This window comes from Labilibacter marinus, from assembly GCF_001659685.2.
Classification (GTDB): domain Bacteria; phylum Bacteroidota; class Bacteroidia; order Bacteroidales; family Marinilabiliaceae; genus Saccharicrinis; species Saccharicrinis marinus.
The window spans coordinates 80,878-95,548 of sequence record NZ_LXYE02000055.1 but is presented as its reverse complement, the minus strand read 5'-3'; the positions used below and the strand labels follow the sequence as shown (position 1 = coordinate 95,548).

The 14,671-nt window shown below is 33.2% G+C and carries 10 protein-coding genes; 9 read left to right on the top strand and 1 reads right to left on the bottom strand.

All coding sequences use genetic code 11. The features are described 5' to 3' along the window. Positions 1–425 precede the first annotated feature (425 nt). Positions 426–1,490 carry a 3-deoxy-7-phosphoheptulonate synthase gene (locus tag A8L32_RS21515; RefSeq protein WP_075591525.1) on the top strand — a complete coding sequence of 355 codons (1,065 nt, stop codon included), beginning with the start codon at positions 426–428 and terminating at the stop codon, positions 1,488–1,490. 311 nt (positions 1,491–1,801) lie between these two features. Here the strand turns inward: A8L32_RS21515 and A8L32_RS21510 are convergent, their stop codons facing one another. Beyond that, positions 1,802–2,500, bottom strand: a complete 699-nt coding sequence (locus A8L32_RS21510) for a radical SAM protein (protein ID WP_083631450.1) — start codon at positions 2,498–2,500, stop codon at positions 1,802–1,804. Positions 2,501–2,658: 158 nt separating this feature from the next. Here A8L32_RS21510 and ileS point away from each other — a divergent pair, with 158 nt between their 5' ends. From ileS to A8L32_RS21470, 8 genes are all read left to right on the top strand, one after another. Further along, positions 2,659–6,099, top strand: a complete 3,441-nt coding sequence (gene ileS / locus A8L32_RS21505; protein ID WP_075591523.1) for an isoleucine--tRNA ligase — start codon at positions 2,659–2,661, stop codon at positions 6,097–6,099. Between the two features lie 19 nt (positions 6,100–6,118). Next, on the top strand, positions 6,119–6,496 hold the full coding sequence (locus tag A8L32_RS21500) for a TraR/DksA family transcriptional regulator (protein ID WP_075591522.1): 378 nt from the start codon (positions 6,119–6,121) through the stop codon (positions 6,494–6,496). Between the two features lie 71 nt (positions 6,497–6,567). Beyond that, the gene (locus A8L32_RS21495) at positions 6,568–7,179 is read left to right on the top strand and encodes a lipoprotein signal peptidase (RefSeq protein ID WP_075591521.1); all 612 of its coding nucleotides are present in this window, start codon (positions 6,568–6,570) and stop codon (positions 7,177–7,179) included. 154 nt (positions 7,180–7,333) lie between these two features. Beyond that, positions 7,334–9,742, top strand: a complete 2,409-nt coding sequence (locus A8L32_RS21490; protein WP_075591520.1) for an SLBB domain-containing protein — start codon at positions 7,334–7,336, stop codon at positions 9,740–9,742. 31 nt (positions 9,743–9,773) lie between these two features. Then, the gene (locus A8L32_RS21485) at positions 9,774–10,877 is read left to right on the top strand and encodes a Wzz/FepE/Etk N-terminal domain-containing protein (protein ID WP_075591519.1); all 1,104 of its coding nucleotides are present in this window, start codon (positions 9,774–9,776) and stop codon (positions 10,875–10,877) included. A 95-nt stretch (positions 10,878–10,972) separates the two neighbouring features. Beyond that, positions 10,973–12,253, top strand: a complete 1,281-nt coding sequence (locus A8L32_RS21480) for an oligosaccharide flippase family protein (protein WP_075591518.1) — start codon at positions 10,973–10,975, stop codon at positions 12,251–12,253. Next, the gene (locus A8L32_RS21475) at positions 12,250–13,317 is read left to right on the top strand and encodes a glycosyltransferase (RefSeq protein ID WP_083631449.1); all 1,068 of its coding nucleotides are present in this window, start codon (positions 12,250–12,252) and stop codon (positions 13,315–13,317) included. Before A8L32_RS21480 ends, A8L32_RS21475 begins: the two co-directional genes overlap by 4 nt. A 223-nt stretch (positions 13,318–13,540) precedes the next feature. Then, positions 13,541–14,668, top strand: a complete 1,128-nt coding sequence (locus A8L32_RS21470) for a hypothetical protein (protein WP_394333285.1) — start codon at positions 13,541–13,543, stop codon at positions 14,666–14,668. The last annotated feature ends 3 nt before the right edge of the window (positions 14,669–14,671 follow it).

Here is a 14,671-nt window from a genome sequence, read left to right as displayed (position 1 = left end):
GGGATCACACACAAAGATTATTAGGTATCTCTTCTATACCGATGCGTGACAGCTGCGAGAGTGATTCAAATAAAACTTACACCAAACTCAGACCAAACTCACAAATATGTGAGTTTGGTCTGAGTTTGATATGTAAATGGCCTTACTTTATTACGAAGCTGTTTCGGAGGAGTTTTACAGATGAGTATAGTCTGTACTTAATATGTAGTTAGTCTGACTTCGTATCGGAGCGGAATCTGTTTTATTCTTAATTGAGAACTGCACATAAGTCAAGTTCGAATATTAGCTGTCATTGTTGATCATATGCTTAAATTAGTTATAATCTTATTTTTTTATTTGCAAAAGAGCTGTTTATAATTATAAAATATGAGAAATATCAGTTATTTTCGCTGCGCATAAATTTAAACTACTATTACAATACTAAGATGACGGATAAGAGAATCGAAAATATAAACGTGAGCGCAGAACAAGCTATCATTACGCCTAATGTTCTTAAAAATCTATATCCGCTCAATGAAAATATAATTAAGACTGTAGCAGATGGACAGCAAACAATTAAAAATATTTTATCAGGTGAGGATAAAAGGTTATTGGTTGTTGTAGGTCCCTGTTCTATTCATGATATAGAAGCAGCCAAAGAGTATGCAAACAAGCTTAAGAAATTAGCAGAAGAGGTAAAGGATTCATTATATCTTGTGATGCGTGTGTATTTCGAAAAGCCAAGAACTACAGTTGGCTGGCAAGGGCTTATAAACGATCCATTCTTAGATAATAGCTATGAATTAGAAGAAGGTTTAAAACAAGCAAGGGAATTATTAACTTATGTTGCAGAATTAGGATTACCTGTAGCTGGAGAAGCATTAGATATAGTAACACCTCAATATATTCAAGATTTAATATCATGGACGGCTATTGGAGCTCGCACCACAGAATCTCAAAGTCATAGGAAAATGGCGAGTGGTTTATCTTCGGTTGTAGGATTTAAAAATGGTACTGATGGGAATATTGATATCGCAATAAATGCGCTTGAATCTGTTGCATCTCCACATAATTTTATTAGTATAGATCCAGATGGGCATGTTGCCGTTGTGCGTACAAAAGGCAATCAATACACTCACATCATATTAAGGGGAGGAAAAATGCCTAATTATGATTCTGCAGGTGTTAAGGATTATGAGAATAGATTAGATAAAGCTGGTTTGCCTAAGAAATTAATGATTGATTGCAGTCATGCAAATAGCCTTAAAAATGCGTCCAATCAATCAAAAGTTCTTAAAAGTATTGAAGGTCAGATTAAGGATGGAAATAAATCGATAATGGGCATCATGGTAGAAAGCAATTTATTTCATGGTAAGCAATCTATTCCTGCAGACCTTAAAATGCTTAAGTACGGGGTTTCTGTAACTGATGATTGTATTGGTTGGGACGAAACAGAGCATGAATTAAAGACATTGGCAACCTCAATTAAACAGGATATTATCAATAGGTAAATGGGCTATTCAAATACGTTATAGTTGGCAGAGGATTTATTTAGGGAGCTCTTTCTATTGGAGAAAAGTAACGAGTTTAGTTTTTTTCTCCAATTAGATTTCTCGATGAATTCTTTAAAGTTCGTTTGCTGCCAATTAATGTTAAGTTCGCTTTCTGTTTTTGGACCTATATAACAATAAACAGCATCAGCTACTTTCTCGTTATAGTTTTTATTAGTGAATTTAATATTGGTAGTATTAGCTAATAGCCGGATACCTCTATTGGAGCACTTCTCTTTAAAATCATTAATGATATTATTATACTCAGGTATTTAATCATTTGTAATTGCATTGGAATATTTGCCTCCTATATTTAGAACAGGCCGTATTTGTAATGTACTAATTTTATATGTATCAAATAAATCGAAGAAATTATTTAATTCCGAAAGATTTCTGTTGTTAACGGTATAGTTTATTCTTATTTCAGGAAGATTTGTATTGTTTCTTTCCTTCGCTTCGTTGATTTGTTCTAAAGTTTGTTTAAAACGATCGAATTTGGAATTGGTCATAAAATGCTCATAACTTTCTTTAGTTACGCCATGACAAGAAAGCGTAAGCTCATTTAATCCTGAGTGACACATGTACTCTATCTGTTTTTCAGTTAAGAGTTGACCATTAGTTACTACCCCTATATCTGAAACCTTATATTTCTGTGCAAGCTCAATCAATTCAATAAACTTCCTATGCGTTGTTGGCTCAGCTCCGCAACCAATATATACTTGAAAAGCTTTAGGGAATAGAACGCGTGCAATATGTTCAAAATCGCTCTCAGGGATGATGCCTTTAAGCTTTTTACGTTGTTCCATCGAACTGAAATAGCACATTCTACAAAATAGATTACAGTTTAAGGAAGGATCAATTCTTATGGATAAATGCCTTCTTCCTAATATATGTAAAATAAACAAACCAATAAGTTTGATATTCGAGCTTTTTATTTTGTTACTATATCGTAGTATACTATAGAAATTCATGTTGAAACCGTTAGTGATTTAGGCATAAAACTAATGATTTATTTCAATAATAATGACTCACGATATATTGTAAATAAATAAAGCCTATCGCTATTGTTAGGTAGCTAGGTATCTATTATATTTGCAAAACTTTTAAAAATTAGAGGAATTAAGAACAGATGAGTACTAAATTCAAAGAATATAAAGGATTAGATCTATCACAGGTTAATAAGGATATATTAAAAAAGTGGGAAGAGAATAACACTTTTGAGCAAAGTGTGAAAACTCGCGAAGGCAATCCGACATTTGTGTTTTATGAGGGACCACCATCAGCGAATGGTTTGCCTGGTATTCATCATGTTATCTCTCGTTCTTTAAAAGATATTGTTTGTCGTTATAAAACGCAGCAAGGCTTCGAAGTAAACCGAAAAGCTGGTTGGGATACCCATGGCCTTCCGGTTGAGTTAGGGGTAGAGAAATCACTTGGAATTACAAAGGAAGATATCGGTAAAAAAATCACTGTTGCAGAATATAATGCATCATGTCGAAAAGATGTGATGAAGTATACCGATAAGTGGGAGGATTTAACCCATAAGATGGGATATTGGGTTGATATGGAGAACCCATATATTACCTACGATAATAAATACATCGAAACACTGTGGTATTTATTAAAGGAATTATATAACAAAGGATTTCTTTATAAAGGATATACCATTCAGCCATATTCTCCAGCTGCAGGAACGGGTTTGAGTACTCACGAGTTAAATCAACCAGGTTGTTATCGCGATGTAAAAGATACTACATGTACTGCTCAATTTAAGGTTGTCAAAAATGATAAATCTTCATTTTTATATGAAGGTGTAGAAGATGAGTTATTCTTTTTAGCTTGGACGACAACGCCATGGACTTTGCCTTCGAATACGGCATTGGCTGTTGGTCCTCAAGTTGTATATCAAAAAGTAAAAACGTTTAACCCTTATACTGGAAAACCACTTGTGGTTATTTTGGCCAAGAATTTGGTGTCAGCTTATTTTAATGCCAAAAACACCGAGTTGTCATTAGAGGATTATAAACCTGGAGATAAAAAAGTTCCATTTCAATTAATGGAAGAGTATACAGGTAAGGAGTTAGAAGGAATAGCTTATGAGCAACTAATTCCGTGGATGAAACCTGATGGTGATGCTTTTAGAGTTATTTTAGGTGATTATGTAACAACAGAGGATGGTACAGGTATGGTTCATATTGCGCCTACTTTTGGTGCAGATGATGATCGTGTTGCAAAAATGGCTGGGATAGCACCTCTAATCTTGATAGATAAAGAAGGTAAGCAAAATCCAATGGTGGATAAAACCGGGAAGTTTTTCTTGATAAAAGATTTAGATCCAGCCTTTGTTAAGGAATTTGTAGACTTGGATACTTACATGGAATACGCGGGGCGTTTTGTAAAAAATGCCTACGACGATTCTTTAACTGATAAAGATCCTTCTTTAGATGTGGATATTTCGGTGATGTTGAAACAAGCCAATAGAGCATTTAGAGTAGAAAAGCATACGCATAATTATCCACACTGTTGGAGAACGGATAAACCTGTTTTGTATTATCCGCTTGATTCATGGTTTGTTAAGACAACAGCAGTTAAGGATCGAATGCTAGAATTGAATAAAACCATCAACTGGAAACCTGAATCAACAGGAACTGGTCGATTTGGAAAATGGTTAGAGAACCTAGTAGATTGGAATCTCTCTCGTTCTCGTTATTGGGGAACTCCACTTCCTATTTGGAGAACAGAGGATGGGAAAGTTGAAAAGTGTATTGGTTCTGTGGAAGAGCTAACTGCTGAAATTAAAAAAGCAGTGGAAGCTGGTGTGATGGAGAAAAGTCCGTATGGGGATTTTAAAGCAGGTGATTTTTCTAAAGAAAATTACGACCAAGTTGATCTTCACCGACCATATGTTGATGACATTATTTTAGTTTCGGATGAAGGCGAAAAAATGTACCGCGAGGCTGATTTAATTGATGTGTGGTTCGATTCTGGAGCGATGCCTTATGCACAAATGCATTATCCATTCGAAACGAATGACTCAGATAATAAATTAATATTCCCAGCTGACTTTATAGCAGAAGGTGTTGACCAAACACGTGGTTGGTTCTTTACCTTGCATGCTTTAGGCACCATGTTGTTCGACTCAGTAGCCTTTAAAAATATTATATCTAACGGATTAGTGTTAGATAAAAATGGCAATAAAATGTCTAAGCGTTTAGGCAACGCTGTTGACCCTTTTGAAGTGATTGAAAAACTAGGTTCCGATCCATTGCGTTGGTATATGATTACTAATGCACAGCCATGGGATAACCTAAAATTTGATTTAGGTGGAATTGATGAAGTGAAACGTAAGTTCTTTGGAACATTATATAATACATATTCGTTTTTTGCGTTGTATGCAAATGTGGATGGGTTTACTGGGCAGGAAGAGGAGATTGCTATTGAGGAGCGACCTGAAATTGATCGTTGGGTTATTTCTTTATTAAACAGTTTAATTAAAGAAGTTACCGAAAGTTTTGAAGCTTATGAACCTACCAAAGCAGGTAGGGCTATTCAGAATTTTGTAACTGAGAATTTAAGTAACTGGTACGTTCGTTTAAACAGAAAGCGATTCTGGGGTGGTGAATATTCAAAAGATAAGATTGCTGCATATCAAACATTGTATACTTGTTTAGAAACAATAACCATGTTATCGGCACCAATTGCACCATTTTATATGGATCAATTGTATCAAGACTTGACTTCTGTTTCAGGAAAAGCTAAATTTGATTCAGTACATCTTAGTTCTTTCCCTAAACACGACGAAGCGTTAGTTAATAAGTCACTTGAGCAACGAATGTTGTATGCGCAAGATATTTCTTCGATGGTTTTGAGTCTTCGTAGAAAAGAAAGCTTAAAAGTGCGCCAGCCACTTCAAAAAATTATGATTCCTGTTTTAGATACAGAGTTTCAAGAGCAGGTGGATAAGATAAAAGATTTAGTATTGTCAGAAGTAAATGTTAAGGAACTGGAGTTCTTGACTGATACTGCCGGTGTTCTGGTTAAAAAGATTAAACCAAACTTTAAAGCACTTGGGCCAAAATATGGTAAAATGATGAAGCAAATTGCTGGCTTTGTTAACCAAATGGACCAAGAAGACATTGTTACCATAGAGAGGGATGAGAAAATTGCAGCTGATATTAATGGAGAATCTATTGAATTATCTATTGATGATGTTGAAATTATGTCGGAAGATATACCAGGATGGTTGGTAGCTAGTGAGGGTAAAATAACTGTAGCACTGGATATTAATATTACAGAGGATTTAAGAGAAGAAGGAATTGCAAGAGAGTTTGTTAATAGAATTCAGAATTTACGAAAGGATTCTGGGTTTGAGGTAACGGATAAAATAACGCTTGATATTGTTAAAAATGATGTAATAAATCAAGCAGTAATCAACTATAAAGATTATATTGCGGCTCAAACCTTGGCTGAGCAAATTAATTTAGTAGATGAGTGTAATCAAGCTGAGGGAAAACTTGTAGAAATCGACAGTGAGGTTGAAACCTACATCTGTGTTAGAAAAAAAGCATAGTCATTAAAATTTAACTGTTATGGCAGAGAAGACCCGATATTCCGACGAGGAATTGCAAGAATTTAAGTCAATTATCAATGGCAAACTAGATAAGGCCAAGAAGGACTACGAGCTACTTAGAAATACAATAACACACGAAGATGGGAATGATACACAAGATACATCCCCTACATTTAAAGTGTTAGAAGAGGGCGCTGCTGTGTTATCGAAAGAGGAAGCAGGGAAACTAGCTCAAAGGCAATTGAAGTTTATTCAGCATTTACAAGCTGCTTTAATTCGTATTGAAAATAAGACTTATGGAGTTTGTAGAGAAACTGGTAAGTTAATCTCAAAGGAAAGATTAAGAGCTGTGCCCCATGCTACACTTAGCATCGACGCAAAAAGAAATCAAAAGTAATTTTCGCGATTAAACTTTCACTTAAAAAAGTGGTCTCATAATGGGTGATCACTTTTTTAAAATAATTTGTTATGCTTTCGATATTAAAAAAGCCACTTACAATAGTTCTTCTAGTGTTAGTGATAGATCAGGCATTAAAAGTATGGGTAAAAACTCATATGATGCTAGGAGAAGAATTCAGTGTAATTGGAAACTGGTTCATGATCCATTTTATAGAAAACAATGGAATGGCCTTTGGAATGGAGTTGGCTGGGAAGTTTGGTAAAGTTATTCTAAGTGTATTTCGAATCATTGCAGTAATCGGTATTGGTTATTATCTTCATCAATTGAGCAAAAAGAATGCACCAACAGGTTTAATTGTTAGCATATCTTTAGTACTAGCAGGAGCTATTGGTAATATCATTGATAGTGCCTTTTATGGTATGATATTTAATGATAGTTATCCACAAGTAGCTAGCCTGTTTCCTGCAGAAGGTGGTTATGCTTCATTTCTTCACGGAAAAGTAGTAGATATGTTCTATTTTCCATTGTTAGAGGGAACCTTTCCTGAGTGGATGCCTTTCTGGGGAGGTGATCATTATGTATTCTTTAGACCAGTGTTTAATGTGGCTGATTCTGCGATCACTATTGGGATAGTTATCATCCTTCTTTTTCAGCGTAAATATTTTAAAGAGAACAATTAATTAACAGTCATTGTGACTGTTGTAAATATACTCGCTAGCGCGATACTTACAAAATGCTTTCTGAACATATTATATATGTGACTCAGGAAGCGAAGCGTACCATAGATTGTAATAATATAAATTGATTTTTGTTATTTTTTGAAAATATCCTTTCATGAGACTTAAAGTTTTATTCAGTTTTTTCATTGCTTTTTTATTGACCGCAGGAAATGCTGTGGCTCAAAATGTAGATCCTCAAAATGTAGATGTAAATGCATTAAGCACATCTGAGGTTAAAAAAATAGTTGCAGAAATGAATAAACGTGGCATGTCGGAGCAAGAGGCTATTGCATTGGCCCGTGCACGAGGCATGACAGAATCTGAAATTAGTGCTTTAAAGAAGAAAATTGAAGAAGTAAAAATGGGTGGTGGAGATACTGATCTTTCTGCTATTAATGAATTTGATGAAATCGGTACTGAAGAATCTCTTTCGTCCAAAGCGATAATTGATTCTGCAAAAATAGATAATCGAATATTCGGTTTTCAATTCTTCAACAACGAAAATTTATCTTTTTTTCCAGGTGCTAATAGTGCAGTTTCTCCATCATACTTGTTAGGAAGTGGTGATGGTATTTCAATTGACGTATGGGGAGCTTCTCAGCAAAGTTATCAGTTGACTATTGATAGAAATGGGAAAATAAACATTCCCAATGTTGGATTAATTTCAGTAGGTGGGTTAACGTTAGAAAAAGCAAGTAGTAAGATTCGAAATAAATTGGTGTTAATTTATAGAGATTTAGACGCAGCTACACCAAGAACATTTGCCAGTATAAGTATTTCCGAAGTAAAAGCAATCAGAGTAAATGTTATTGGAGAGGTGTTCGCGCCTGGTACATATACTTTGTCAGGTGCTTCAACAGCATTCAATGCTTTATATTTAGCAGGAGGGCCAAATCAAACGGGTTCGTTTAGAGAAATAAAAGTTATTCGTGATGGTAAATTGCAAACAACTTTAGATGTATATGATTATTTAATCAATGGAAATTCAAAAGTTAATATTTCACTTCGAGATGGAGATGTAATATTAGTTTCTCCATATATTAATAAAGTTGTATTGGAAGGTGAAGTGAAGCGTACGGGTGTTTTTGAGGGTAAGAAAGGAGAAACAGTACAGGATATACTTTCTTATGCCGGTGGATTTACTGATGAAGCGTATACAGAGAGATTAGAATTATACCGAAAGACAGGTAAAGACCTCTTGTTTAAAGATGCTACAAAAGAAAATTTTGATCAACTAAGTATTCAGAACGGGGATAGTTTAGTTGTGGGTAAAATTACGCAACGGTTTCAAAATATGGTTAGTTTGGAAGGTGCTGTTTATCGCCCAGGAGATTATGAATTACAAGAGGGGCTGAATCTATCAACCTTGATAAAAAATGCGGATGGTATACGTGGCGATGCTTCTATTTATAGAGGTATTATAACTAGGGTACAAGATGATTATAGCTTGCAAAGCATATCATTCAATATTGAGGAGGTGCTGCAAGGTAAGTCCGATTTATTATTGCAAAAAGAAGATATTGTAAATATATCGTCAATACATGATTTAAGAGAATATCGAACTGTACAAATATACGGTGAAGTCCAAAGCCCCGGAGTTTTTGATTTCAAGAAAGAAATGACTGTTGAAGATATTATTTATGAGGCGGGTGGTTTTTTAGAGTCTGCATCTGATGCTTACATTGAAGTTTCTAGAAGGTTATCTGTTGTGGAAGGAAGTACCGTGAGTGAAAAATTGGCTCATGTATATAAAATGAAAGTGCCAAGGAGTCTTGAACTGACGAAAGGTGAGGATTCATTTGAACTTCAGCCTTTTGATCAGATATTTGTTAGGAAGTTACCTGGTTTCTCCGAATCGGCGGTTGTTAGAGTTAGAGGTGAGATAGCTTATGCAGGTGAGTATGCTTTAAAATCTAAAGTAGAGCGTCTATCAGATTTAATTGCAAGAACAGGTGGTTTAACAACGGATGCTTACCCCGAAGGTGCAATGCTGACGCGTAAGGTTGAAATAAGTGAGAAGCAGAAGCGATTGAGGGCTGAGTTACTTGAAAGAGATAGTACTTTGTCATTTACCGATTTGAACTTTGATGTAGTTGGGGTAAGTCTAAAGGAGGCGCTTGAGAATCCAGGAGGTAGAGATGATGTATTTCTTAAAGGAGGTGATGAAATATTTATTCCGCGAGAAATGCAAACGGTTAAAGTTTCAGGAGAGGTGTTAAATCCTATATCTTCTACTTTTATAAAAAGTAAAAAGCTGAAATCCTATATTTGGGATGGTGGAGGTTTTGGTTTAAATGCCAAAAAAGGGAAAGTTTATGTTGTTTATCCTAATGGATCAGCATCAGGTACTAAATCATCATTGATATTTTTCAAGAAGTATCCAAAAGTAACACCTGGAGCGGAAATAGTTGTGCCACAAAAGCCACAGAGAGCTCCAATGACGGCAGCTGCTTGGATTGGTATAGGAAGTGCTTTGGCTTCCTTATCTTTAACAGTGGTAACGGTAGTTAATCAAACAAAATAGAAATAGCCAACTTATATAACTTTAGCAGATCATGACTTTGGAAGAAAATAAAGAAAGAGCTATTATAAAAGACGACGAGATAGATTTAATTGCCCTTGTTAAAACCATATGGGATGGAAGAAAGATTATTTATTATTCGGTGGGTATTTGTGTTTTAATTGGGTTAATCATAGCATTTACAAGTCCTGATAAATATACAGCATCAGCCACACTGTTACCTTCAGCTGAAAAAAAAGCAAGTAATTTGGGAGGTTTAGGTGATTTAGCAGGCATGGCCGGTATTAACCTAGGAAGTATGTTGGGAGATGCTTCGGGAATACCAGCAGAAATTTACCCGCAGGTGGTTAAATCATATCCCTTTCAAAGAGAGATGATTATGCAACAGTATAACTTTCGAAATTGTGATACTCCTAAATCATTTTATGAATATATTGTATCGGATAGTGTAGAATCGGTCGGTGATATATTGTTGAAATATACTATAAAACTTCCATGGACCTTGAAAGATGCCATTTTTAAGGAAGTTTCTAGTGATAATAAATTGAATAAAACAGACGTAGGGGTTATTTTTTTGACAGAGAAGGAGAAATATGCATATGAGATGATTCAGGAAAGTGTGCAACTAAATGTAGATAAAAAAACTGGAATTGTTAGTGTTTTTGCACAGGGAAATGAAGCTATAGTAACAGCACAATTTGTTGAAAAAACTGTAGAGTTATTACAAGACTATATGATTAAATATAAGACAAAACAATCTCGTCAAAGTTTGGAATTTATTACTAAACAGTTTGATGAGAAGAAAGTTGAGTATGAGTCAATACAAAAAAAATATTTTAATTATAAAGATCAGCACCGTAATACTATATCAGAAAGAGTTGACATAGAATATCAAAGATTAAGGGATGAATATGAAATTATATCCAATGTATATAAAGGATTGGCGCAGCAATTAGAGCAAGCGAAAATTACAGTAGTAGAAGAAACCCCGGCATTTACCATAATAGATCCTGCAATCGTACCAATTGATAAATCATCTCCACGTAAAGTCTTAATATTAATAATTAGTGGTTTCTTTGGAGTTTTATTAGGAATCGCATCGTTTTTTTTAAGAAATATGTATTACAGGTATGTTTAGCGAATTTAAAAATAGTAGAAAGCAATATGATTTATACAATTTAGAGACTTACATTGGTGTTTTTTTTGTGCTAAAAATTTTAACCCTTATTATTAATGATTAGGTTTCCTAAATCTTTGGTTGGAAGGATAAATAGTATTTATATTCATTCTGATTTCAAAAGATTACTGTCAAATTTTGTTTCTCTTACGATACTACAAAGTGCGAATTATATATTACCACTTATTAGTTTACCATATTTAGTACGAGTATTGGGGACAGATAAGTTTGGGCTTGTAATGTTTGCGCAGGCTTTCATACTGTATTTTACAGTTCTAACTGACTATGGATTCAATTTGTCTGCTACAAGAGAAATTTCTATTTCAAGAATTAATGTAAAAAAAGTATCGGAAATATTTTCTGCAGTTATGCTCATTAAAATATTACTTTTAATAGCTTCTTTTCTTATAATGATATCTATAATATCATTTTTTGATAGGTTTGAAGAAAATAAGAATATTTTCGTATATACGTTTGGAATTGTAATCGGTCAAACTTTCTTTCCGATATGGTTATTTCAAGGTCTGGAAAGAATGAAATATATTACAATTCTTAATATTGTTGCAAAATTAATATTTACAATTGCAATTTTTGTATTTGTAAAAGAAGAAGCACATTATAATTTAGTACCTATATTTAATTCTCTAGGTTATATTGTTGTTGGGATAATCTCTTTATATGTTGTTTTTTTTAAGTTTTCCATAAACTTTATAATTCCATCAAAAAGTTTAGTGCTCTCATTATTTAAGGAAAGTACGCATTTATTCATCTCAAATGTATCTATCTCCCTTTTTAGTGCAAGTAATGTGTTTATTTTGGGCCTGTTTACTAGTAATAATATAGTTGGGGTATATTCAAGTATGGAAAAAATAATTGTTGCTGTAAAAAGTTTATATACACCTCTGTATCAGTCTATTTTCCCCTGGTTGTCCAATAAGGAAGCAGATGTTGTAAAGCGAATTGTAAAGCAAATGTTTCCTTTCATATTTATTGTAGGTGTTGTAATTTGTTCTACATTAATCTTTTTTGGGGAGAGTATTTTAGATTTGCTGTATGATGATAAACTTATCTCAGAAAATGCATTAATATTTAAACTTTTTGCTTTTATATCCATTTTTGCATCTTTAAGCATGTTGTTTAATATGCTTTATTTAACTTCGATTAAAGCGTATAGTAAAAGAATGAAGGTAATGTTAATTGGAGGATTATATAGCGTGTCTGCAACAGTTATTTTAACTTATTATTTTGGATTTCAAGGTACAGCAGTTTCAGCAGTTTCTGTTGAGTTGTTACTTTTGGTATTAGGTCTGTATTATTTTAAAAAGAAATTAAATTGATAGAGTTAGTTATATTACAAACAGTTGCGCCTGATTATCGAAAAAAACTTTTTGATGAAATTAAGAAGGAATTGGGGAATCGATTTTTATTGTATGCGGGGGATTCTTATTTTGAAGAAAGTGTAAAAACGTGTTATGATATTAAATGTAGGAAACATGTAAGGAATTACTACTTATTCAATCGTAAACTCCTATTTCAGACAGGTATCTGGCGTGATGCAATAAGAACTAAAATATTGGTTATTGAAATGAACCCACGGATTATTTCTAACTGGATAATTTTGATCATAAGAAGTGTTTTATTAAGAAAAACAATTCTATGGGGACATTCTTGGCCTCGATTAGGAAAAAACAGTAAAACGGATATTGTTAGAAATTGGATGAGATTATTAGGACAGGCAATTATCACGTATACAAAAACTCAGGCAGTAGAATTAAAAAATAAAATGCCAAAAAAGAAAATTTTATTCGCTCCAAATTCACTTTTTTATGCGAAAGAAATGGATTCAACTTTCGATTCCGATCCTCTTAATATTATATATGTTGGACGTTTAATAAAAAAGAAGAAAGCATCTGTATTGGTTGATGCTTTTGTTAGCATAATGAATAAATTACCGGACAATGCCCAATTAGTCATTGTGGGAGATGGGGAGGAAAAAGGAAACATCGAGGAAAAAATAGGAACATTAGATGTTAAGGATAGAATTAATCTTTTAGGGCATATCGGAGATTATACTAAATTAAAAGGTTTATATTCTAAATCTTTACTTAGCGTTTCACCTGGATATGTTGGGCTTTCCATAACTCAAAGTTTCGGTTTTGGAGTACCAATGCTTATTTCTAAAGGTGAAAATCATTCTCCAGAAATTGAAGCTGCACAAGACGGTATTAATTGTTTGTATTTTGATACTAATAATGTAAAGGATCTTGAAAATAAACTACTGGATTTTTACAAAAATAAAGATATATGGATAAAAAGAAGGGCTGTAATAAGTGAAAACTGTAGATTAGGTTATTCTATCGAAGTCATGGCGAATACATTTGTTAACTTGTTAAATGAGTAGGTTGATAAAGATAATCTTCTTAGGTTTATTTCTTGTGATAAACCTAGCGATAAAGATCAGTTTTGTATCTAGTTCTATTTGGATTGAACTTGGCATGTTATTCTTGTTTATGGTTATATATAGCATATTAGTCTTTCATGTTTTATATCAACATTCAAATTTGTTATTTTCAAATTATTTACTGTTTAATTATTTGTTCTTTTTTTTAGCTCCTACCATTCAGATGAAAGAAGTTGGGTTTAAGGGGCTGTTTCCTAATACTTTGGTCTTTGATGTGGACGTGGTATTAGTTGGAATTATATGTATAATAATATTTAATGTAATATTTTTTGTTAGTTATATTATTATAACTCGCATAAATAAGACAAAAGTTATCTCTAATACTAAGTATAATAGTAAAGATTTTACTTTTCTATTAGTTTTATCAATGATAATATTGGTTTTGTTTAAAGATAAATATTTGGAGTTTATCTTACAGGAAGCTTTCAATAATGACTCGTCACTTGCCAATCTATTGATAATAAAAAAGGTGTTGTTTATGATGCCTTTTGCAGCAACTATTTATTTTATTGTAATATTTAAAGAGGAAAAAGGATTCAGAAATTTAGCGTTGATTTTTGTTGCAGGTATTTTGTTAGTTGTATTTAAGAATCCTTTGGTTGAAAAAAGAAATGCATTAGGACCAATTTATTTAACTGTTTTGTTTTTTTTATTACCAGGTTTATATCGTACTAATTTAAAATCGTTTGGTTTTATGCTAATATCTATGGTTATATTATTTCCTCTTGCTACCATATTAACGCATAGAAGGGAGGGAGATGTTTTTTCTCAACAGTTTTCTTTTCAAGAGGATATTACAGAAGTTTTTAGTACTTTACATTACGATGCGTTCTCAAACTTCATAGCTTCAATAGATTATATGTACAACGAAGGGATTTCGTATGGGTATCAGTTTTTAGGAGGGCTATTCTTTTTTATTCCAAGGTCTATATGGACAAATAAACCTTTGTCTGGAGGAAAGGAAATAGGAAAGTATTTAATCGATAATTTTTCTATGTGGTTTGATAATGTTTCAATGCCTTATATAGGCGAAGCTATTATGAATTTTGGGTATCTAGGCCTGTTAATATTTCCGATTCTACTAGCGTTTTTTATTGTGTATTTTGAGAAATGGTCAGATTCAGGGGATTTCTTAAAGAAAATGGTTGCTGTATATTTTTCATTTCATTTATTGTTTCTTTTGAGAGGTGACTTCACAAATGGTTTTGCATATTTTATTGGACCTATGTTAGCCATGTATGTTATTCCTAAAGCTTTGTCTGCCTTTCGTAGATTCAAAATTTCTATTTAATAA